The 22,062-nt window shown below is 38.5% G+C and carries 18 protein-coding genes and 2 pseudogenes; 7 read left to right on the forward strand and 13 right to left on the reverse strand.

All coding sequences use genetic code 11. The features are described 5' to 3' along the window. Positions 1–6: 6 nt before the first annotated feature. Both H0Z31_06575 and H0Z31_06580 read left to right on the forward strand, forming a co-directional pair. Positions 7–309, forward strand: coding sequence for a hypothetical protein (locus H0Z31_06575; GenBank protein ID MBO8177105.1), 303 nt, complete (start codon positions 7–9; stop codon positions 307–309). A gap of 391 nt (positions 310–700) precedes the next feature. Then, positions 701–1,570 carry a sulfite exporter TauE/SafE family protein gene (locus H0Z31_06580; GenBank protein MBO8177106.1) on the forward strand — a complete coding sequence of 290 codons (870 nt, stop codon included), beginning with the start codon at positions 701–703 and terminating at the stop codon, positions 1,568–1,570. 575 nt (positions 1,571–2,145) lie between these two features. Here H0Z31_06580 and H0Z31_06585 read toward each other — a convergent pair. The 7 genes and pseudogenes from H0Z31_06585 to H0Z31_06615 form a co-directional block, all read right to left on the reverse strand. After that, positions 2,146–2,364 carry a hypothetical protein gene (locus H0Z31_06585; protein MBO8177107.1) on the reverse strand — a complete coding sequence of 73 codons (219 nt, stop codon included), beginning with the start codon at positions 2,362–2,364 and terminating at the stop codon, positions 2,146–2,148. A 264-nt stretch (positions 2,365–2,628) separates the two neighbouring features. Beyond that, positions 2,629–3,393: pseudogene (locus tag H0Z31_06590) on the reverse strand (alpha/beta hydrolase). Between the two features lie 935 nt (positions 3,394–4,328). Continuing rightward, on the reverse strand, positions 4,329–5,549 hold the full coding sequence (locus H0Z31_06595; protein MBO8177108.1) for an IS110 family transposase: 1,221 nt from the start codon (positions 5,547–5,549) through the stop codon (positions 4,329–4,331). Between the two features lie 437 nt (positions 5,550–5,986). After that, the gene (locus H0Z31_06600; GenBank protein ID MBO8177109.1) at positions 5,987–7,558 is read right to left on the reverse strand and encodes a long-chain fatty acid--CoA ligase; all 1,572 of its coding nucleotides are present in this window, start codon (positions 7,556–7,558) and stop codon (positions 5,987–5,989) included. Positions 7,559–8,086: 528 nt separating this feature from the next. After that, positions 8,087–8,615, reverse strand: a pseudogene (locus tag H0Z31_06605) (2'-5' RNA ligase family protein). Between the two features lie 380 nt (positions 8,616–8,995). After that, on the reverse strand, positions 8,996–10,201 hold the full coding sequence (locus H0Z31_06610) for an aminotransferase class I/II-fold pyridoxal phosphate-dependent enzyme (GenBank protein ID MBO8177110.1): 1,206 nt from the start codon (positions 10,199–10,201) through the stop codon (positions 8,996–8,998). Positions 10,202–10,552: 351 nt separating this feature from the next. Continuing rightward, positions 10,553–11,377: a hypothetical protein gene (locus H0Z31_06615; GenBank protein ID MBO8177111.1), complete on the reverse strand. Its 825-nt coding sequence runs from the start codon at positions 11,375–11,377 to the stop codon at positions 10,553–10,555. 237 nt (positions 11,378–11,614) lie between these two features. Here H0Z31_06615 and ltaE point away from each other — a divergent pair, with 237 nt between their 5' ends. Both ltaE and H0Z31_06625 read left to right on the forward strand, forming a co-directional pair. Continuing rightward, positions 11,615–12,640, forward strand: coding sequence for a low-specificity L-threonine aldolase (gene ltaE, locus H0Z31_06620; GenBank protein ID MBO8177112.1), 1,026 nt, complete (start codon positions 11,615–11,617; stop codon positions 12,638–12,640). Between the two features lie 610 nt (positions 12,641–13,250). After that, on the forward strand, positions 13,251–13,841 hold the full coding sequence (locus H0Z31_06625) for a cell wall hydrolase (GenBank protein MBO8177113.1): 591 nt from the start codon (positions 13,251–13,253) through the stop codon (positions 13,839–13,841). Between the two features lie 102 nt (positions 13,842–13,943). Here H0Z31_06625 and H0Z31_06630 read toward each other — a convergent pair whose 3' ends face one another. Then, the gene (locus H0Z31_06630) at positions 13,944–14,882 is read right to left on the reverse strand and encodes a MarR family transcriptional regulator (protein MBO8177114.1); all 939 of its coding nucleotides are present in this window, start codon (positions 14,880–14,882) and stop codon (positions 13,944–13,946) included. A gap of 775 nt (positions 14,883–15,657) precedes the next feature. On the opposite strand from H0Z31_06630, the gene H0Z31_06635 reads away from it, so the two are divergent. Together H0Z31_06635 and H0Z31_06640 are read left to right on the forward strand one after the other, a co-directional pair. Further along, on the forward strand, positions 15,658–17,232 hold the full coding sequence (locus H0Z31_06635) for a sodium/proline symporter (GenBank protein MBO8177115.1): 1,575 nt from the start codon (positions 15,658–15,660) through the stop codon (positions 17,230–17,232). Then, the gene (locus H0Z31_06640; protein ID MBO8177116.1) at positions 17,229–17,714 is read left to right on the forward strand and encodes a hypothetical protein; all 486 of its coding nucleotides are present in this window, start codon (positions 17,229–17,231) and stop codon (positions 17,712–17,714) included. Before H0Z31_06635 ends, H0Z31_06640 begins: the two co-directional genes overlap by 4 nt. Positions 17,715–17,748: 34 nt before the next feature. Here the strand turns inward: H0Z31_06640 and H0Z31_06645 are convergent, their stop codons facing one another. From H0Z31_06645 to H0Z31_06655, 3 genes are read right to left on the reverse strand one after another with little or no spacing between them, the layout of a single operon-like run. Then, positions 17,749–18,027, reverse strand: coding sequence for a hypothetical protein (locus H0Z31_06645; protein MBO8177117.1), 279 nt, complete (start codon positions 18,025–18,027; stop codon positions 17,749–17,751). After that, positions 18,028–18,348 (reverse strand): AzlD domain-containing protein, encoded by a 321-nt coding sequence (locus H0Z31_06650; GenBank protein ID MBO8177118.1) that lies wholly within the window; start codon positions 18,346–18,348, stop codon positions 18,028–18,030. Beyond that, complete coding sequence (locus tag H0Z31_06655) at positions 18,341–19,030, reverse strand: AzlC family ABC transporter permease (GenBank protein ID MBO8177119.1); 690 nt, start codon at positions 19,028–19,030, stop codon at positions 18,341–18,343. Before H0Z31_06655 ends, H0Z31_06650 begins: the two co-directional genes overlap by 8 nt. Before the next feature lie 197 nt (positions 19,031–19,227). Here H0Z31_06655 and H0Z31_06660 point away from each other — a divergent pair, with 197 nt between their 5' ends. Continuing rightward, on the forward strand, positions 19,228–19,803 hold the full coding sequence (locus tag H0Z31_06660) for a helix-turn-helix transcriptional regulator (GenBank protein ID MBO8177120.1): 576 nt from the start codon (positions 19,228–19,230) through the stop codon (positions 19,801–19,803). A gap of 130 nt (positions 19,804–19,933) precedes the next feature. Here H0Z31_06660 and H0Z31_06665 read toward each other — a convergent pair whose 3' ends face one another. Then, the gene (locus H0Z31_06665) at positions 19,934–20,458 is read right to left on the reverse strand and encodes a DoxX family protein (protein ID MBO8177121.1); all 525 of its coding nucleotides are present in this window, start codon (positions 20,456–20,458) and stop codon (positions 19,934–19,936) included. Positions 20,459–20,801: 343 nt separating this feature from the next. Then, positions 20,802–22,031: a TIGR02679 family protein gene (locus H0Z31_06670; GenBank protein MBO8177122.1), complete on the reverse strand. Its 1,230-nt coding sequence runs from the start codon at positions 22,029–22,031 to the stop codon at positions 20,802–20,804. Between the last annotated feature and the right edge of the window lie 31 nt (positions 22,032–22,062).

Below are 22,062 nucleotides of genomic sequence, written 5' to 3' on the forward strand. Positions count from 1 at the left end.
CCTTCATTGCAAATTTATTTTTCACCAGAAGTATTTACGCCCTATTTTCACGTATTAAATGTGGTGAATCAAAATCAAAAAGCCGTGGGATATTTAACCTTTTTGATGGACGAAAAAAAAATGTATGTTTTCGGACATTTGCAAGATAAAGGGGTTTCAGAAGATTTTAAGGATTTAATCAAACCATATATTCAAGGAATGTCGAAAACAAAAGAAGATATGGAAGTGTATTCGTATATTTCTTGTGGCGGAGAAAAGATGGATATCAATAGTGAAGAAGAATCGGATACAGGAGAGAAAGACGGATAACAATGATTTATTAAATACGATGAAGAGCAAGTGTATCTGCGGAAAAATTCTTACACATTCAAGCATGAATTTGACTAAAAAATAAAAAACAAGCATCCACCTTTAGGTATGGGACATTCTCCATATTGGGTGGATTTTTTTATGCCCCTATGATGTACACGTAATGCTTTTGCAATACCCTTCGATTGGATTGATTTCTGCACCAGAACCGGTTCAGAAGATCCAACAAAATGACTATTACGCTCGAGAGCTAAATATTTAATTTTGTGCTTCAACTGTATCACTTTTTTTTGATCTGCATTTAATAATATAGGCTTTAGCACAATTCCCATAATAAGGTGCATCAGTTTATAAAAGCAAAAAAGGAGGCTGTTTTTGTGGGATGTCAACAATGCGAAAACTCATTATATTTGCGGTTATCGGTTTTTTAGCCCAACTAATTGATGGCTCATTGGGAATGGCGTACGGTGTCACTTCGTCATCACTTTTATTAACATTTGGAATTGCTCCTGCCATAGCTTCGGCATCCGTACACCTTTCTGAAGTGGTAACGACTGCAGCTTCTGGTATTTCTCATATTAAATTTGGAAATGTTGATCGCCAAGCTGTAAAAAAATTAATCATTCCCGGTTCTATTGGAGCATTTGTAGGAGCTTGTTTTTTAAGCAATTTACCAGGTGATGCTGTAAAACCGTATATTTCTTTGTTTTTATTAACACTTGGGATATATGTTCTGTTTCGCTTTCTCTTTCGATGCAATCAAGGTAGTGAGAAGAAATCGATCAACTTATCTAGAAAACAATCTATTTCATTAGGATTCATTGCCGGATTTGCAGATGCAACTGGTGGAGGCGGTTGGGGACCCATTACAACTCCGGTCCTATTATCCAAAAAAGGCACTTCAGCTAGAAAAGTGGTCGGTACAGTCGATACAAGTGAGTTTGCGATAGCTGTTTCTGCCTCTATAGGATTTCTTATTTCGCTAGGTTGGAAAGAAGTTAACTGGTTTTGGGTCATCGTTCTTATGTTAGGAGGAATTATTGCAGCCCCCATTGCGGCATGGTTAGTAAAAAGATTACCTTCGCATTTATTAGGAGTCCTTGTAGGAGGTTTTATCATATTAACCAATGCCCAAACATTACTTAATGCTTGGTCAATTAATGATTTATGGATCCCTATCATTTACGTATCTATATTAATTGTTTGGACAGGTACTATTATCTTTGCAGTACGGAATAACAAAAAACATGTGAATTCATAATAAGTAGCCTAACGAGTCCAAACGAAAGAAAGTCTTTCGAATGAAGCAACTGAGAAATGCAATTTTTTCTTAAACGAGTTCGGTTTATCTAGTTGGGTCTGGTCTACTTTCATCCCACAATAAAGTGAAACCACGATAATATGGCGTGAGTTTGTGAATAGATCTTTTAAAAAAACCATCATGATCGTCCGTCTTCCTTCTATGTTGAAGTGGAACCCTATCATAGGAGCCAAGGAAGCGGACTTTTTTATGCACTGTTTTGTACAAGCATGAGTTTGTCGCCCCACTTACATATGGCCTAAAACGATTTTATTTTTAATCAAAATGAATAGTAGAGGTAGATTAATGAATCTATCTCTGTGGTGAAGGGCTGTTTTTTGCGCTTCATAGATGGCTAACGGGTGCTTTAGATAATGAACAGCTAATTAAAGAACGCACATATTAGACATTTCTAACATGTGCGTTCTTTTTTTAACTACCCTAAATAAAATTGCAAAGGACTCTTTAAAACATTATTTGTATTAATTTTACTCTGTTTTGATCCCTTAGGGAAGGGATTAACAAATTTTACTTGCTTACCTTTTTTTCTTTTTTGAATTATCAACAATAAGTTTATTTTTTCTAACATTTTCTAAGATAACTTGCACATGAAAAATTTTTTCATCAATACAATTTACACTTGAAACTTTTCCTTTACAACCTTTGATTGTTAAATCTTCACCAACGGATGGAAGACGTTTAACCAACTGACTTAATAAAAGATTTTTGTTTTCGTAAAAATAAACTACAAACATTTTAGTCTCACCTATTTCATATGGTATGGGTTACATAAAAAATGCTCATATTTTATCCTTCATATAAAATATATGATTACAGTTAGAATTAGACCAAATGACTAAAATAAAAATTTAAAAAGTATACTTGCTTTAAACAAAGGAAGCAAGTTAATTTGAAAATGGACTAGACCTGATAAGCAGCGTACAAATTTTACTGCCCATAAAAGGACACGACTATTGTGCAATCCTTTCTCCGTTTATTTAAATAAATTAAATTTTTAACTAAATAAATTGTGTCAATATCTGGTTAAACTTATCACGTTCTTCCCAGAAAGCTCCATGACCACTATATTGAAACGGGACTAGTATTGAATTTCTTATGTTTTGATTTAGTTCTTGAGCTTGTGAAAATGGAATAACTTTATCATGAATGCCGTGAATAATTAAAGTGGGGGTAACTATTTTTGGAAGATCATTTCTCATCTCTTAATAAAACAATGACTGCCCCGGTCGACCATCCCGCAGCCTGTAATCCCATTTGGAAAAACCAGTCCGAGAATGGCCGAGTTATATACTGAAAGAAAAAGCTATCTGTTATTCCCTGCATCATCTTTGGGCGGTCATTTAACGTTTCCTTAAGAAGTTTATTAGCAGTTTCTGTAGAAAAGCCTGTTGGAGCTGCAGCGTCAATAAGGACAAGTTTGGATACTCCGTAACCATTGTATCGAGACATCTATCGAATCGCAATTGCTCCACCCGTAGAGTGACCCAAGAGCGTAAAATTATCTAATTGTAAGGTACCAACTATAGTACGGATATCATCTGCCAGTCTGCTATAAGTGTAGCCACTGATTGGTTTATCCGAATCCCAAAACCCCTCCAGTCTATACCAATACAGCGGTAACCCAATGCGGGAAGAACATCAAACTGATATTCAAATTGTTTATGGCTTAACGGCCAACCATGTATAAACACTATAGTCTTGCTACCCCCTGGGTTAATATCTTCCACATATATATTTACACCTGCTCTACAGTAACAAAGTATCCCATGCTCGATTCCCCCGTAATTAATATGGTTACTTCAATAAGATATTCATTTTGGCAACATAAATGAGTACTTATCTGAGATGTAGGTTATCGAAGCGAAAAAGGGTGAGGTTTATTGACTAATGCTATCCGTTAGAACAATAAAAAATGAGTGACTAATTCATTAAACCCTCAATTTCTTTTACTCGGTTAATTCATCTCTCTAAAAAGCTTAAAAAACGCAACTGCCTGTTGATTATATCCAATAGCTTTGTATATTTCCCAAGCCCCCTATAAGTACAACCAAGACATATTCATTCGTCGGATAACTTAGCATGTCTCAGTATCTTTGCATTAGCTCAATTGCAGTTTCGATCTCATTTTGTAAAAAATATATATCCTTATTCATATATATTTGCAGCGTTAGTTGTATCAGTATTCAAGTGATAACTTTCGAGAAATTTAAATTCCTTAATAATTTTCAGTGCACCGACATAGTTTTTAGCTATTCTTTCAACCATAAAGTAAATCTCACCACTTTTAACATCCAAATTATCAGGTAGACCAATAGCTATTGTCCCTTATAATGTGTTATTTGCTATGCGTATTTATATGGTTAAAATCGAATAATTGTTGATACATCAAGTATTAGAAAGGGGCTGTCTAAAAAGTCCATTTTAGTTGAAAATCCGCCAAAATTAAAACCCAAAGAATGTTGATTTTACAGCATTCTTTGGGTTTGCTTTTTTTAGATTTCGGGATTAAATACTACTTTTCGGACAGCCCCTTCTTACGATTAGTCAAGAGGTTTATCAATAGTTATTTGAGATAATTAATCTTTTTTTGGAGGAAGGGGTACCCCTTCCTCCAAAAAAAGATTTTCGCATGCCAAATAGACCTAACGATTTTTGCTTTTTTTCGCTAGGCCCATTATGTTATACTTTTCCTACACAATTACGAAGATACTGAAGCGATTTCGTAATTGTAAGTTAAATTGTGTGTAATAAGGTGGAAGAGGCACTTCAATAACTTATTCACACATGCGATGGACGCAACTTTATGACATTTGTTATAGGGTTGCGTTTTTAATTTGTCGTAGTATTCTACAAAATGATTGTGTCCAAAGCGTCGTTGGCGGATCATATTTTGAATCGTAAAATAAAGGATTTTGCGCAGATGACTGTTGCCACGCTTATTGATTTTATCTTTGTAAAACAATGTGCCTGATTGAAAACGCCTTATATCAATTCCTGCATAGGCATTGAGTTGCTTATGATTTTCGAAGCGTGTTATGTCGCCTATTTCTCCAATCAAACGAACGGCTGTATTTTTCCCTATACCAGGAATACTGATTAATATTTGATATTCATTTCGTTCTTTTGAAAGAACAACCATCTGCTGAATCAGTTCCTCACGTTTTCTCAAAATGGCTAAAGAACGTTTGGCATAATCTTTTAGCTGTTCACAGCGAATGTCGTCTTGATCCACTGCTGGATACGAATCCTGTGCTGCACCTATTAACTGTACGGCCTTTTTCTCCGCCGTTTTAGGCGCTAATTTCTTATCTGTGTTGGCAAGTAGTCGGTTGCGTACAACCGTCTTTGAAAGATTTTTAACGTAATCAGGATGTGGGAATAGCTGTAGAATATTTAAAAACAGTTCGGATTTTTGTGTGAACAGCGATTCCATTTCTGGGAAAGTCAGTTGTAGTAAAGTGTGCATTCTACTTCGAAGCATCGCTAGTTCTTCGTCTAATTCATGATAGTATCGGGAAAGCGCACGCATTTGGTCGAAGTAGTTGTCCTGCGGTTTTTTTATGCGCCGTTCGGTTGTGAAGTGAGTTTGGGCCAAACGATGGGCATCACTTTTATCGGTTTTATGAATGCGCATAGTAGCCGTTTGAATCTTTGATTCAAGGGGATTTAACAGACAGTACGGAAAACCGTGATCATTCATAAAGCGCTCTAATGGTCGGGAATACACGCCTGTTGCTTCAAATACAATGGCTGGAACTTGTCCATCTTTTTGTACTAAATCGATGATTTGTTTATTTAGCTGTTCAAAATGGGGGCGATTATGCAAAATTTCCCCCTCAAAAATACAAGAACGTGCAGCGTTATAAATCACCATATAACTTTTTCCCATACTGACATCAAAAGCAATGACGCTTTGCATATACATTCCTCCTGATTTTTATGTAGAAGTCTTCACTTCACCTTATCGATTCCCTTTTCTTATACACGATCTCAAGGATCCAACATACTGAAACTGATTCTTATAAGGGCAGTGAAGTAGGCCAGTTTTTTAATTACGAACTCAAGGTTCTGGGGCTGTCACGACCTATTCTCCACTTCTACTATAAAAAAATAGTAGCACAGACCATGGCCGTGGTCTGTGCTACTAATCTTAGTATGTTTTAATTTATTATGTGATTTCTTATGCTTCTCCACGAAAACGGAACTACTTATACTAATTTTATGAAAAAGAGGTCATAGGTTTGTCACCCAATGTAAAATACGTCTAGCGGGAATATCTATTTCGCCTTTTATATTAACCACACACTTATATCTATTTCTTTTTGAACTTTTATAGTTTTGTATTAAGTCGCCGCGTCACATCGATCCCATACGTGTAAACCCTTCCCAGTACTTGGCGCGGAGTTCACGCTTAAGCACTTTGCCGTAGGCGTTCTTTGGCAGCGCCTCGACGAAGTCGACCGACCGTGGCTTTTTATAACTGGCTAGATGATCCCGGCAGAAAGCAATCAACTCCTCTTCAGTGGCTGCTTGCCCTGGTCTTAACACCACAACAGCCTTCACCGACTCTCCCCATTCCCGATCAGGAACACCAAAAACACACGCCTCTTGCACAGCAGGATGACGTAACAATACCTCCTCCACCTCCCGCGGGTAGATGTTGTTTCCTCCGCTGATGATCATGTCCTTTGTTCGATCCAAGATGTAGAGGTACCCTTTTTCGTCTATGTAACCGACATCTCCTGTACGCATCCAGCCGTTCACGATAGTATCGTTGGTCGCCTCAGGATTTTTCCAATACCCTTTCATGACGAGATCGCTTTGAACGGCAATCTCACCGACAGTCCCTGGAGATAACTCATTGCCGTCAGCATCCTGAACGCGTACTTGAACGCCCATACGAGCAGTACCGGCAGAAGCGAGGCGTTTAGGGCAACTTAAATCGTGCTCTTCTCGGCTGAGGCCAGTTATCGTCATAGGACATTCGCCTTGTCCGTAAATCTGGGCAAACACCGGTCCAAACGCCTTTTTCCCCGCGATTAAATCCTCTACATACATAGGAGCTCCACCGTAAATGATGCACTGCAGGCTTCTTAAGTCGTATTTTTTGCGTACTTCAGATTCGGTCAAACGCTTCACCATCGTTGGTGCCATGAATGGAAGCACAGTGACCTTGTACTTCTCAATCGAAGCAAACACTGTTTCCGGATCAAAGCTGGATGCAGTCATAATCACATTTGTGCCCCCCTTGGCGATTAGTGGAAGGGCATATAAACCAGAACCGTGGGTGAGCGGTGCTGTATGTAATCCTATGTCATTTTGCCCAAACGGATAAATATCTGCACAGACATTCAAAGTGGCTAGCAAAAGAATACGGTGCGTCAACATGACCCCTTTCGGTCGCCCCGTGGTCCCAGAGGTGTAAAAGAGCCACGCTAGATCGTCCCCATCAACCTGCTCCATCCATTCAGCAGCGTCTCCACGATTCAAAAGTTCGTGATAGTTTAGAACCGTTTGAAAAAACTGTTCTTCCCCTACCCTGTCCAGACAGACCGCAATCCGAGTTTCGGTTAGTTCCTGAGCAATCCGATCAATTGCATCCTGGAAAATACCTGCGTATACAAGAACCTTGGCTTCGCTATGGTTTAAAATATAGCGCACCTCATCATGGTGGAGGCGAAAGTTCATCGGTACAGCGACCAAGCCAGCCTTCCACGTTGCAAAAAGCACCTCCAGAATCTCAGCGCGGTTGGGCGAAAATATGGCCACCCGGTCTCCTGCCTCTAAACCAAGTTGGCGAAGCGCGCTTGCAATCCGGTTAACGCGCTCGTTAAACTCCCGATACGTCAACTCCAAGTCACCGTGAATAATGGCGATGTGATCTGAATAAGCCGCAGCCGACCGGCTTAGCATATAGCCTAGATTCATTGCCCCCATGGTTTTCCCTCCTATTTATCAATCTATCGGTAAAATACGTATACGCAAAAATCTCCACCTAAATACATAAATTATCATTATATTTTTAATATTAAGAATAATCTATATATTAATAAAAATCAACAATTTGAATTAAAAACAATAACACTTTGATTTACTAATAACTAAACAGTTTAAATTTTTTCATTACCGAGATTCTGCAATTTCAATTTAAATCTTTCGTATAACTTTCCGTGTATTCTCATGTGGTAGAAACACTTCATTTTTAGTAGAGAGAAAATATCAATTCAATCTCTAACGCAATGCCCCCTTTTTAGAATAAAGCTATTATTCGAAGATTGGTGTTCTTTCTTATTGGCTGTTTTCGTATAGATTGTTGCTTGACCATACTGGATGAACGTATATAATGCGGTTTATGGAGGCGGTTAAGAATGTGGCAAGATGGATATGAAAGGAATTTAGACATTGTACGGTTGAAATGTTGAGAAGTGCATAAAGAAAGACCTCACCTTTGAGAGGTCAATTGCTTAAAGGGATATCTAAATATCTATCATATCTTTGCTTATCAATGTTTAGTTCATAAATTCTAATAAAATCAACTTCAAATTTGGGATAAGGCGTTAATTCTTGTTCTGCCAATTTTTCCGTATTTTTCAGTTCTTGAAATGTTTCCACCATCCTGTTCTTTTCCCAATGTTAAGTGAGGTACAAAGTCATCAAGTTCAAAATAGTGTTTTATTAAATCTTCTGATGGTGAAATTTCTTGCACGATTTTTAATGTAAGTTGTGTAACTCGTTTGACTTAACACTCAAATATAAAATGTTATCTCCAAAATACATAGGTCTCCAATGATATTTGAAAGGGTTTGAAATTCTTACATACTTTTAATTTGTCTATCCACTTTTTATCTGGAGTTAATCCTCCTTGTGCTTTCAAAGTTATATGTGGTTCTACACCTAAATTGTTTATCCCTTTTCTTTGAAAATTCTCAATCCGTTTCAAATATTCTTCTGGTGGGACAATTCCAATAAAATACTCTACTTTCATTCTTCCCATTCCTCTACTTTTTTAGTTTTCTATAATTTTAGTAGAAAATTTAAAATACACAACCAATCGTATTAAACTAAAAACAACAATCTTTTAGAAAACAATTGTTAAGTTGCGGAAATTGAGGCACTGTTTGTTGGTTTTTCACAAAAAAGAAAAAGGACCGACTTTTTGGTCCTTATGTATGTTTTATTTAATAGAACTTATAATGACAAACGTGATTTCAATAACCATTCTATTTTACCCAAATTTGTAAGGTTCCATTTGACTGATTTTTTCTTTAAGGGGATTACGCATTTAACCATTACTTCTTTATTTTTATTATCCTATGAACCTCTTCCTCCTATACTTCATTTAATGGAGGGAGAATGCTCGCGTACTCAAATTTTCTGCAGAGCTTGCAGTACATCCGCTTTCAAGTCTTCGATATGCTCGATGCCTACCGAGAATCTTACAAAATTCGATGGAATCCCAGCGATCCGCATTTGCTCCTCGTTCATCACACCTTCCCACATCGCTGCTGTATGTACGACAAGGGAATCGATCCCGCCCAGACTAACCGCGTTAGGAGGCAATTTCAACGATGATACGAATCGCTGCGTTTCTTCATAACCGCCTTTAATCGCAAAGGCAATGACTGCTCCGAATCCTTTCATCTGGCGTTTTGCTAATTCGTGTTGCGGATGGCTAGGAAGCCCCGGATAATACACCCGCTCGACCTGCGGCTGCTGCTCTAAAAATTCTGCTAAAGCTAAGGCATTGGAATTGATGCGTTCGATCCGCATCGGAAGCGTACGCAGACCACGCAACAACAACCACGCATCCATTGGCGAAAGGACCGAGCCGATAGAGATATGGGTGTGCCAAATACGTTCGGCTAACTCCTCAGTGGTACAGATGACTCCTGCTGTCAAATCATGGTGTCCACCTAAATACTTCGTTGCACTGTGAATAACCACATCGACGCCAAAATCGTGAGGACGTTGATTAATCGGTGACGCAAACGTATTGTCAGCCACAACGATGATGCCATGCTGGCGGGCTAACTCCACCACGGCGGCCAGATCAGTTACCACTAAAGTCGGATTAGCTGGCGTCTCCACCATGATTAGCTTTGTGTTAGGCCGTATTGCATCGGCAAAGGCGGTGATATCTGCTTGCTCGACCAGGGTTACTTCGACACCAAATCGCGGCAACATCTCGTCCATGATCTTAGCAGTACTCATATAATGCCGTGTCTGCGCAATCACATGGTCGCCTGCGCTAACAAGCGCTAGAAGGGTCGTAGCAATGGCTCCCATCCCAGAGCCAGTTACCAGTGCGGTTTCTGTACCTTCAAGTTCTGCCATAATCTTCTTTACACGTTCATGCACCGGATTTCCGTAACGCGTATAATACTGGGGATGGCGAGGAGTTTCCGCCATTTCCGCGAATTCGCTGGAATTTTGTGCACGGAATGTAGCTGAGTAATAAATCGGCGGAGCCACGGTTCGGTCATCTGTCACCCAATCATCACCGTGTACGACCAAGGTTTCGGTTCGGAGTCCTTCAAGATTTAGGTCTTCTTGAATATTTCGTTTGCTCATAGGTACCACCTTCCTAAATAGATTTTATACTGGGATACTAGTAACACAATTTGGGAGTAACTTAGCTTGATGTAATAGGTCGGAATAGATAAATCTACCCTTTTTAATTGACAGAATTTTGATTATTTAAAAACTTAAAGATATTATATAATTTCAAAAAAGAATATAAAACTAAAAAGAATGTTTGAAACCAAGTTGTCACAATATCGAAACTTACAACATTTCAATAAGGATGGGTAATCTCCAATTATAAAACCTTAGTAATTTGTGGAATGGATAGATTTCCTTCCACTGTCTGACTAATGTTCACCTACTTCGGATTTTGAAGATTTACCTGCTTTTTCGTCCGTTTTATGCCACTTCGTTCATAATTTCAAACATTTCAGCGTCTAAGAAATTATTTACGATTCCCCAATAATATCCAAACATGTTTTTGATCTTGCGTCCGTGCTTCAAGTTACGGATTAATTGCTTAAATGTGTCCACTGCAAGATCTACTTTGTCTTGAAGTGTGTAATACGTTAAGTACCGTGTTTGGATGGTGATAATTTTCCACAATTCTTCGATCATTTTGTAATTGTCAAAAAAACAGTTCACGAGATTACGAAATTCCTTCGGCACTCGATTGCTTGTATATGTGTAGTCTAGTTGAACGTCATTACGTTTATTATTTAGATTGCTAGTTTTAAAAGAATGATGACTAGTTTTTTGGGGTGTCAATTGCTCATCTTTTGTTTGCTTATTTTTCGCGGTATCTTCCTGTTTTCGTTGGTTGCAAGGGGTGTCATTTCCGTTCGAACGAGAATCATCTTTCTTTAAAAAACGATTAAATATCCACAAGTTGCTAGATTGCGAGCCATCTTTTCTAACCGTTTCTTTTACCGTTAAAATCCCTAACTTGACGCATTTCCGCTTCATCCGATGAAAGGTACTTTCAGACACCCCATGCCCGTTATACCGTTCTTTAATGGCACGTAAAATCGTATTTATGGACGCATTCGACACACCATACACTTTCGCACAAAAGCGAACAAGTCCTTTAAACGCCATTAACTCCGAACGCGTAAAATCTTTTTTGTGCTCAAACAAAAACGCCTCGATATTATTGTTAAAATCCTTCAACGACTCAAACTGACTATACTCTCTAAAATTCTCAATCGGTTTTTGTTGAATCATACAATCTACCTCCCACCTGCTATATAGGAGGTAGAGCAGGAATTGGGGAAAACAATTTTAAAATAAATTGTAATTTGGGGACAGTCCCCTACTACTTTAAAGCGTTGAGGGACAGTCCCGCACTGCTTTAAAGCAGTGCGGGACTGTCCCCAAAAATTCACTCATTTTAATGGTGATTGGACAACTTCTTCTATATAATGGTGATAAAAAAACGTTTAGGGGAGAAACCGCATGAATATGATTGATTTTCGAAGCGATACGGTGACAAAGCCAACGGAAGAAATGAGAGAAGCGATGTTCAATGCTGAGGTTGGGGATGACGTGTATGGCGAGGACCCTACCGTCAACCGTTTGGAAAGACTGGCAGCTAAAATCCTCGGAAAAGAAGACGCATTGTTTGTCACAAGTGGTACACAAGGAAACCAAGTGGCGATTTTGACTCATTGCCGCCCGGGGGATGAGGTAATCTTGGAAGCTGAATCCCATATCTTTCTATATGAAGCAGGTGCTGCCTCTGCGTTAGCAGGCGTCCAAACGAGACCAATTCGCGGAACTAAAGGAGCGATGGACCCTTCTGATGTTAAAAAAGCGATTCGCGGTGAAGACATTCATTATCCCTATTCCGGATTAATCTGTTTGGAAAATACCCATAACAAAGCCGGCGGAAAAGTCATTCCAATTGAAACGATGAAAGCCATTTACGAAATCGCTAAAGAAAAAGATATTCCGGTCCATCTTGATGGTGCAAGATTGTTTAACGCGGCCGTAGCTGCTAGTGTTCCTGTAACAGAATTTACCCAATATGTTGACACCGTCCAAGTTTGCCTTTCTAAAGGACTCTCTGCACCAGTCGGAAGTATATTAGCCGGAAGTAAATCGTTTATTAAGGAAGCGCGCAAATGGAGAAAGCGCCTCGGCGGAGGATTGCGCCAAGCGGGTGTACTCGCAGCCCCGGGAATTATTGCATTAGAAAAAATGGTGGATCGCTTAGCAGAAGACCACGCGAACGCCCGTCAGCTTGCGGAAGGATTATCCACCATTCCTGGTTTACAGGTGGATGTAAATGGTGTCGAAACGAATATTATTCTATGCAATATTCAAGAAACAGGTCTATCAAACGAAGAGTTTCTTGCTCGTCTGAAGGAAGCCGGAATATTAGCCGTTCCATTCGATGAAGGCATCATTCGTTTCGTTACCCATCGGGAAGTGACGAGTGATATGGTAGAAATGGCTTTACAGCGAATTAGACAATTAATTGGTTAATAACATAATAAACAGGAAGTCAATGGAGCGACTTTCTGTTTCTGTTTTTTACAAAATAAAGATCCTCACATAATGAAGTGACCCCTGTCAAGTAGACAAGTATAAAAAAACACATATAAACAGCCTGAGTCCTATTTTATAAGACTCAGGCTATTTAATTTTTTGGGAACCTTGGTGGAGAATATTTATTTAGTCAACCAATCCCCGCCGATTAAAATTAATTGATTCCATATCCCCCTCTTCAAACAACCTCGAAAAAAGGGGTTGTTTTTTATTTGAAGATTTAATCAAATCAAACCCAGGAAGGAAATTTACCAAATGAATCGCAGATAGCCCCTATCTTTAGACGCAAGGTGTGGTTATAGACTAGGATTATTTAAAAAATAGATTCCAAGTGTTGAATTTGTCCTCCTCTAAAATCACGAAATTTAGTAAAATGCAAGTAAAAATTTATCGACGGAAAAAATTACTAGACGTCAAGTAAACCCCTTCATCATGGGAATTCTTTTACCTAAAAAAACAAGCGGAAAATTTTGGGTAATGAAGATTGATAGATTTCATGTTAGCCTAGTTATTGAATCTAATAGCGAAACGCTAGGAGGTTAATAACATGAAAAAACTGAAGAAGTTTGTTATAGCATCAACGTTAGCATTGACGATGATCGGATTCCAACAACCAACTGATGCAGCAACCGTCCATCATGTACAAAATGGAGATACTTTATGGTTGTTAGGTAAAAAATATGGAGTTTCTGTATTAGAATTGAAAAAAGTAAATAATAAATCTACGAATGTATTACGTATCGGTGAAAAACTTGTAATCCCAGAGTCTATTACTCCTTATGAAAAAGATTTATTGGCACGTCTTGTTCATGCGGAAGCGAAAGGCGAGCCGTATGCGGGGAAGGTCGCAGTTGCTACTGTTGTGTTAAATCGCGTGGACCATCCTGACTTCCCAAATACAGTCAAGGACGTTATTTATGAAGTATCTGGCGGAAGCTACGCATTTACACCTGTGCAAAACGGAACGATAAACAAACCAGCAGATGCTGAATCCTATCGTGCGGTGAATGAAGCATTAGCTTTCCGTGGACTTGGAAATGGATCCTTATATTTTTACAATCCAGATAAAATTAGCAGTTCATGGGTTCTTTCACGTAACGTGACGTTAACAATCGGTAATCACGTTTTTGCGAAATAATTATAGATGAGAGAAGCACCACTGATAGAATGTGGTGCTTCTTATCTATACGTTAAGGACAGTTATTGAATTCTAGTATTTATTATTATCTCCAAACATCATTTATGAGACTGTTTTTTCATCGGTAAGAGTTAAGTCCCAACGTTCTTCAATTAATTTGGTTCCAGTCCATGTCTCGTTCGGTTTCTCTTCTGTAAGTTTAAAATTGTACTTTTGATAAAGATGTCTAGCTGTGTCTAATATACTCACAGTCCACAAGAAAACATGCTGATAACCTCGTTTTCTACAAAAAGCAATCGCTGTGTCCATTAGTTTTTTCCCTATGCCTAAACCTTGGTAATTTTCATCAACGACAAACCATCGAAGTTGTGCAATTTGTTCACTAGATTGAGTAATCCCTATCGAACCTACGATTTCACCATTGACCTCAGCGACCCATAAATCTCCCCCTTTGGAATTCTCCAAAAATTCCGTTAACCCCTTCATAACATAGTATTCAAAAGTCCGACCAAACCCATATGTTTTGTGATAGAGTTTTCCATGAAGATAGGCAACGTAGCCCACATCCCCGGGTTGAAACGATCGAATGGACACTTCTGAGTGTGATGGATGTACTCGAGAAAGAATAGATTCGATTGTTTCCATGGATGTGACAAGCTTTGCTTGTTCACGTTTGGGCATTGCTTGAATCATTTTAGCGATTTCACGATTAGCATTTTCAACCAAGCCTTTTAAAATTTCTTTCCCATAATCAGTTAGATAGAGTAAATATTGACGTTTATCGTCTGATGAACGTTTTTTAATAATAATTTTTTCTTCCTCAAATCGTTGGATAATCCGACTCATATATCCTCGGTCAATTCCAAGGGTTTCTCTAATTTCAGTCGCCGTGTAACCCTCTCTTGAATTAATTTCAGTTAACACACGGGCCTCTGTTAGTGTATATGGCCGATTATAAATTTCTTGATCAATTTTACCTAGAACGTTTGCATAAAACCTATTGAATTTCCGGATTTTTTCTACATTTCGAATTGATTCCATATAGGGCCTCCTTAAAATCTGAAAATTTAAACTAATCATAGTATAAAATCATCTAGTTGCCTTGGTCAACTATTTTCTTTGAAGTTGGTGATTTTAAAAACGAATATATTTGTAGACCAATTCTTCACTTCTTCAGCTGTATGTAATGAGTATAGATGGAACACTCTACTTCCTTTTTAAGTGTTTAAAATGTCAAAATAATAAGCTAGATGATTTTACATTTTGTAAAATATATAAAATTATCAATTTTGTTATAATATTCAAAAATATTCGTTTTATTAATTGTTCGTAAATATTTCTCGTTCAATGAAAGGAGTGGAAAACAAATGTTCAATATGCCATTAGAAACTGTGTTATTTATTTTATCTTGGCCGATTATTTGGATGCTTATCGCAATTATTATGTTTTTCAAGTTGAAAAAAGAAGATGAGCAAGAAGAACTGGAAGAATAGGAGGATGACACCGAGAAACTGGAGCGATATACTTCGAACTTGAGTCCCTATTAGAGCTTTGCGGCCCTCTATCTTATGACTTGACCGAATAGGCACACCGATTCCAGGAGACATGGGCGCGTTTGTCATCATAAGTTACACAGAGAACCCAGGTACATCCCATACCCTCCCCTACTACAACCAAATTTAACTAACAGTGACCGTAAAGCGCACCCATGGAATGTTCGATAACAACAAAACTAAAAAAACTTGTTAAGGGTTTTTGTCCGCATGAGGAGCCAAGAAACCTTGATATATCCACATTTATAGAGGGAGTGATTTTTATGAAAACGGAATCGATCATTATTTTTATTATCTATTTATTTGTCTTGTTATTTATAGGTGTTTGGTTTTCCCGAAAAGCATCCAAATCGATCGATAATTATTTATTAGGCGGGCGCAGTATCGGACCAGCAGTGACAGCATTAACCATGCAAAGCACCTCGATGAGTGGCTATATGTTTATGGGAGGCCCTGCTTTAGCTTTTCAACAAGGATGGTATGCATTATGGTATGCAATTGGTGATGCCGGCGGCTCTATTATCAATCTATCGGTATTAGGAAAAAGAATGAGAAGGCTCTCAGAATTATTAGGTGCACTTTCCCCGATTGAATATCTTGAAAAAAGATTTGAAAGCCCAGCTATCCGCGTGGTAGGTTCTATCATATCAATCATTTTTTTAATGGCTTATGTTTTCGCACAATTTATCGCCTCAGGAAAAACATTAACGATGCTGACCGGTTTTCCATATGAGGTATGTCTAATTATAGGCGTAAGTGTGATTATTTTATATACCGTGTCTGGCGGATATTTAGCAGTCGTTTGGACCGATTTTTTTCAAGGAATTATCATGGTTTTGGGAGTTTTAGGAATTGGGATTATGGCTTTCTTCTCGGTAAATGGTTTATCTGGTCTAAATGCTGCCATTGCTGACATAGACCCAACTTATTTAAGTATTTGGGGAAAAGACTTAGTGTACTATGGACAATGGGGTGTGGTATTAGGTGCGATTCTTATCTACTCCATCGGTTATATGGGTCTTCCACATGTGGTCGTACGTCACATGTCCATGAAAAGCACAAAAACGGTTAAACACGCCATCCTCTATTCTGCTATTTGGAATCAACTATTCGTCTTTACTCCATATATTTTAGGTTTAGTAGGGATTGTCATGTTACCTGATCTATCCGATCCGGAAATGGTTATACCTGAATTAGCCTATCAGTTTTTCCCAAGTTTCTTTGCAGCAATTTTACTATCCGCGATTATGGCTGCCATTATGTCCACTTCAGATTCGTGTTTAATGCAAGCTGGTTCCATATTATCTCGTGATATTTATCAGCGATTTATTAAAAAAGATGCCGATCATCGTAACATGGTGCTCGTTTCCCGATTATGTATTTTAGCCGGTGGAATTGTTGGCGTGATTGTAGCCATTTTTGAACCTCCTTCTGTATTTACCTTAGTCGTATTTGCTTTTGGTGTTCTTGGAAATAGCTTTTTGGTTCCTTATGTAGCAAGTGTCTATTCGAAAAAAACAACGAATGTAGGTGCATTGACATCTATCATCGCTGGCGGAACAACAAACATCATTTGGACGGCAGGAAATTTAGAAGCAATGACTGCTATTCATCCATTCCTTGCCGGTCTAATTCTTTCTTTTATTGGTTTATTCATAGGAAATCGATTTGGCCAAACTCCATCCCAACCGGTACTAGATGCGTTTGAAAAAGCAAAAGGAATCAGAAAAGAATCTAGAAAAATTACTAAACATATCGCAAAAGACTTATCTCCAGAATCCAAAAACATTTCTGAATTTCTTCAGCAAATGCCAGAAGGGACGAAATCAATGATATGAGTGTGTTAGTCCAAGACTTGGAATTCAACGACATTGAGGCAACAAGCATGATTCATGCAGTTGATTCTAGTGCTCATTATGAAGCAGATACATTAATTTATTATCCGTACTACTTTTTCGAATACGAAATAAAGGTCCGCGGGCTCCTTCCCATTCAAGGGAAAATTGCCTGTATCATCGATGCTGTCAGCGGGATCGGTGCACTAGCAGATCAATTTCCTGCATTAAAACCAATCGACACTTTAAATGAAACATTGATTCCAACAAAGATTTCAAAAGAAGAGGCATGTAGAATCGCAATAAAATTTGTTCAGCACTCTTCGATAAAGCTAAAGATTTTCACACCCCCTCACTTTTCTTTGCTGCGTTCAGTCGCATTTTATCGTCCTTATTGGATATTACACGAAAAGAAACATAAAGACGGGTATCCGTCCATAATGGTTGATGCCATAACAGGAAAATTTCATACGTTGCACATATAAAAAGGGCTTCCGGAAGGGGAAGCCTAATTTTTTTCTAAAGCTCTGTTAAACAGCCTAATGCTGCTATGATAACAAGTATCCAAAACCACTTTGTTACTTCAGCCCCAACACCATAAAAGAAAATCACAAAAACAATGGCAAGAGCTGAAATTATAATCTTCCCACATAAATCAAAATACTTACCATCTTCTGAAAGTTTTGTTTTCTCAGGATCAACAAATAATATCCGTAAAAATAGATGTGAGAATGTAAGAATTAGAGCTATAAATGTAACTATACATTTTCCACCTACTTCATTAAAATCTTTTCCCATTTAACTTATAAAAAAATAACGAGTGAACATTCCGATTATTACTCCTATGACAACAGAAGGAAGAAATTTTTTGATTATCTTAATGGTAATCGCTGTGGAAAGACAGCCTATAAGAACCGGAAATGAAATATGTAGTTGTCCATCTGTAGGTATGAAGATTTGTTTGATGATCAGTGCCGATATAATTCCAACAGGAACATAAGTAAAATATAAACGCAAGGTAGGACTCATCTTTCGTCTGGCCATGATTTCAACGCCGATGAAACGTGATAGATAGGTAGAAACAGCTAGTAATCCGATTAAAATCCAATGATTAACCATCTTGGGACCTCCTCTTTACATAAAGACCCACTAGCGGTGACAACACACCAGCCATCATAATCGTCAATTCATTACCCGGTATGAAATACTCGAGCCCAATGGCTATGACGACAGCAATGAGCGCCGTTGCAATTACTGGTTTTTCTTTTAAACTAGGGATAAGAAGTGCTGCAAAAGTAATCGGAAACGCTAAGTCTAATCCCCATTTTTGAGGATCAACTTGGTTTCCAATTAAAGCTCCGATAAGCGAAGAGAAAAACCAAGCCACATAGAACGTACCAACAACGATCCCAAAATAAAGAGGGTCCGGTCCATATTTTTTAAACCTTGAACTCCCTAAAACTAACGTTTCATCGGATACACCAAAAGATAACAACCACCTCCACCTCTTAGCAGGTGCAAGACCTTCGGCAAGGGCAGCTCCGTATAACAAATTGCGTAAATTTAACAAAACGGAGGTAAAAAGAACACTTGTTAGATTTGCGCCCGCCGTCAACATAGCAACGGTTACCAGTTGTACGGACCCGGAAAACACCAACAACGACATGACCACTGCACTCACCCAATTAATATTGGCTTGAGTGGCGAGTACACCATAAGATAAACCATACGCCGCAATCGCGATTGCAAGTGGTAAAGATTCCGTAAAACCCGTTTTGATCGTTTGTTTTTTTACATCCACCTTTCTAGAACCCCCCTATTCTGATGTTGCTAATAGTATACAAAACAATCCATCCCCTTCCGTTTGGTGTGAGAAAAAAATTAGGAAAGAAAATTATGTAAAATTAACGTTGAAGTGGTATAATAAATTTAACTTTTAGTTTATTATAATATACTAAAAATTAAAAAAACACCATTTTTTAAACGAAGGTGGAAAAAATGAACTTAGATCACACGTGGGAAGAAAGAAATGTAGGGAAGCTTATCGGGTCCAACCTGCGGCAATTCCGGGTAAGTAAAGGAATCAGCATAGAGGCCTTGGCCAAGCAAATCGGGGTCAGTAAATTAACATTAATCAAGATTGAACACGGGGAAGCCAATCCTACATTGTCCGTCATCTGGAAAATCGCAAATGGTCTACAGATCCCAATTACCGCTCTATTGTCGATCGAATCGGATGTCTCCATCTCCCGGAAGAAGGATGGACTGAAACTCACAAGTTCGAACGACGTTTTTGTCGTTGAGCCAATGTTTCGTTCTCATGGCTTGATGGAGCTTTATCGAGGATACCTACAGCCTCATGGGGAATATGTCTCGGAACCCCACCAACCGGGGGTAATGGAATTTGTGACCGTTATGTCCGGCCAATTAACAGTGGAAGTGGACGGCGAAACTTATCACTTGGATGAGTACGATTCCATTCGTTTTAAAGGGGATCGTCCTCATAGGTATACGAACCCCTCCTCCTCCTTAACGATATTGCACTTTGTTATTTCATATAATAATCCATTGTAAAACTTAACGTTTACCTCTTCTTGTGAACAATTCTGTAAAACAAGATTTTTCGAGTGATGACAGTAAAGGTTTGCCATAAAACGACCATGCACGTTCAATCAATCGAACGTGCATGGTCGTTCGTAAAAAGTTAGGAAGTTGCTGCTATTTTTTGACGCGGTCCTTTGTGTCCTTTATGATGATGATGGAAATATTTATGAATATACGGCATGACCCATTTATCTAATCCGAATTTTCCGGCATTTGCACCGGCGACAAGAATGAAAAATGTAAGCAAGATCATTTGCGGGTTCGTACTTGTTGTGCCTGAAAACATAAACGCAAAGTTCATTACGGCTCCCATCAGTGCTGAAAACGTTGTGAATAAACCGAGAAGCAACGCAATCCCTACTAACACTTCACCCCACGGTACTAATACGTTAAACAACCCTACATTTGGCAAGGCAACGTTTTCGATAAATGAAGCCCACCAGCTTTGCACTGCCGGATGTTCTCCCGAAGCTTTCGCAAGCGCCCCTTTTAAAAATCCTGTCGCATCAAACCCACCTGTAATTTTATGCAAACCTGCTGTAAACCAAGCATATCCAAGATATAACCGAAAAAACATTAACATCGCAGCTGCACTAACATGTTCCCTCAACCATTGGACTACCATCTTTTACTCCCCCTTACTTGTTTTATTCTTCCTTACACTTATATCGTAGCGCTTTTTTCTGTAATTGAGTCGACTTTGCTCAACATTTCACAAATTATTAATAAAGTCTATACAAATTTGGTAAAGTTAACAAAATGGCTTGACGATTCCATGCGGCCATCTCAAGAGCATAAAAAAATCCACTTTCCCTCATCTCGAGCGAAAGCAGATTTTGCTGCTTCAGGTAATCGATTACGCTCTAGTCAGATTTCCAAACCTTTAAGAATTCATTGTCACTGTAGTTCTACATTAGCGAACAGTACCTGGCACAGTTCGCTAAACGAATGGGAACAGAAATTGCAAATCATTGTTTGTAGTAATCGCTCATATGGCGATAAATATCTTCATAAAGCTTCATCAGGATTTCTTCTTGATACCCCGCTTTTTTCATTTTCCGTATTTTCTCTTTGACCGGCTGCAATTCTTCTAACGTAACGGATTCTAATTTCGCTACTCGGTCTTCCGACAGCAAAACTTCTGGTGATGATGCCAAGTAATCTTCTAATTGGAAATACCATAAATGAATATGCTCTTGATTCCGCTCCTTTAATCGCTGCGCCATTTTTAATCCTTCAGGATCGAAATCTCCTGAATAATAAATATGACATCCTTCTTTGATGAGCAAGTCTATTAAAATCAGTGACGCCAGTTTAAATTGCCCGTTTGTACAAATCATCGGCGGAAAATCGTCAAGAAAAAAATCCAACAAAGCCGAAAAAACGCCAGAGTTCTCAACGACAAATACGGTTTGCCCCTTTTCCGGATATGCACGCTTTAACTTTAATATTTCACGCAATGGCACATTGAGTACCGAATTTGTTTTTACAGCAGAAGAAAACACAGGATGAATTCCCTGTTCCGCTTCCGCCAAAATACCCGCGCACGTCACAAAGTTTAATATCTCTTCCCGTAAAATACCGAATGATTGAAGGAGCTCATTAACTTCCTCAACTGAGGATAAGTCATAATCTTGATCAGAATAAAATTGAAGTGCATGAAGAAATACTTTTCCTTGAAACGTATGCAAATCAAATGCGTGCGGGTCTTTTAACACTTTTTGCGAAAAAATCGAAAGGCGTTCATATTCACCTTTTTTCGGCAAATGGTGAAGTGCCGTGCACACATTCTTTAACACCGTTTCCAAATTTTCCCAATCTTGCGAATAGGCGATATGAATAAATCGGTTTTGGGGAGCCGCTTCAGCTAAAGAAGACAGCAACCTCGCTTGTTCAGGATATTGATGAATAAGGATTTGAAAAAATTCCTCTTTTTTCTTCCGATCTGTTTCCTTCTTCTCTTGATTGGTGGTGATGTCTTCACCAAAATAACTCTCAAGTAATGTAACGAACGGTATACCGGCAAAGCGCGTTTTCTCTAATTGTTCGGTAAATATCTTCAATGAAACTGAAGGAGAAGTTTCTTGATGAAAATCCTTCCCAAAAAAAGCTCCGATCGCTTCTTTTTCTTCAAATGAAAAACCGTCTAATTTGACCGTTCCTCCAACTCTCCCGAGTGATTGGTATTTCTTTTTCATTAGCAAAAAAAGACGGTGAAAACCAGGTTCA

Origin of the sequence: Bacillus sp. (in: firmicutes) (assembly GCA_017656295.1) — a bacterium.
Taxonomy (GTDB): domain Bacteria; phylum Bacillota; class Bacilli; order Bacillales; family JACDOC01; genus JACDOC01.

Bases quoted from the DNA above. Each gene is read 5' to 3' on its own strand.
- H0Z31_06580 (MBO8177106.1), top strand. From the start codon at position 701: ATGCGAAAACTCATTATATTTGCGGTTATCGGTTTTTTAGCCCAACTA.
- H0Z31_06585 (MBO8177107.1), bottom strand. From the start codon at position 2,364: ATGTTTGTAGTTTATTTTTACGAAAACAAAAATCTTTTATTAAGTCAG.
- H0Z31_06595 (MBO8177108.1), bottom strand. From the start codon at position 5,549: ATGCAAAGCGTCATTGCTTTTGATGTCAGTATGGGAAAAAGTTATATG.
- H0Z31_06600 (MBO8177109.1), bottom strand. From the start codon at position 7,558: ATGAATCTAGGCTATATGCTAAGCCGGTCGGCTGCGGCTTATTCAGAT.
- H0Z31_06610 (MBO8177110.1), bottom strand. From the start codon at position 10,201: ATGAGCAAACGAAATATTCAAGAAGACCTAAATCTTGAAGGACTCCGA.
- H0Z31_06615 (MBO8177111.1), bottom strand. From the start codon at position 11,377: ATGATTCAACAAAAACCGATTGAGAATTTTAGAGAGTATAGTCAGTTT.
- ltaE (MBO8177112.1), top strand. From the start codon at position 11,615: ATGATTGATTTTCGAAGCGATACGGTGACAAAGCCAACGGAAGAAATG.
- H0Z31_06625 (MBO8177113.1), top strand. From the start codon at position 13,251: ATGAAAAAACTGAAGAAGTTTGTTATAGCATCAACGTTAGCATTGACG.
- H0Z31_06630 (MBO8177114.1), bottom strand. From the start codon at position 14,882: ATGGAATCAATTCGAAATGTAGAAAAAATCCGGAAATTCAATAGGTTT.
- H0Z31_06635 (MBO8177115.1), top strand. From the start codon at position 15,658: ATGAAAACGGAATCGATCATTATTTTTATTATCTATTTATTTGTCTTG.
- H0Z31_06640 (MBO8177116.1), top strand. From the start codon at position 17,229: ATGAGTGTGTTAGTCCAAGACTTGGAATTCAACGACATTGAGGCAACA.
- H0Z31_06645 (MBO8177117.1), bottom strand. From the start codon at position 18,027: ATGGGAAAAGATTTTAATGAAGTAGGTGGAAAATGTATAGTTACATTT.
- H0Z31_06650 (MBO8177118.1), bottom strand. From the start codon at position 18,348: ATGGTTAATCATTGGATTTTAATCGGATTACTAGCTGTTTCTACCTAT.
- H0Z31_06660 (MBO8177120.1), top strand. From the start codon at position 19,228: ATGAACTTAGATCACACGTGGGAAGAAAGAAATGTAGGGAAGCTTATC.
- H0Z31_06665 (MBO8177121.1), bottom strand. From the start codon at position 20,458: ATGGTAGTCCAATGGTTGAGGGAACATGTTAGTGCAGCTGCGATGTTA.
- H0Z31_06670 (MBO8177122.1), bottom strand. From the start codon at position 22,031: ATGAAAAAGAAATACCAATCACTCGGGAGAGTTGGAGGAACGGTCAAA.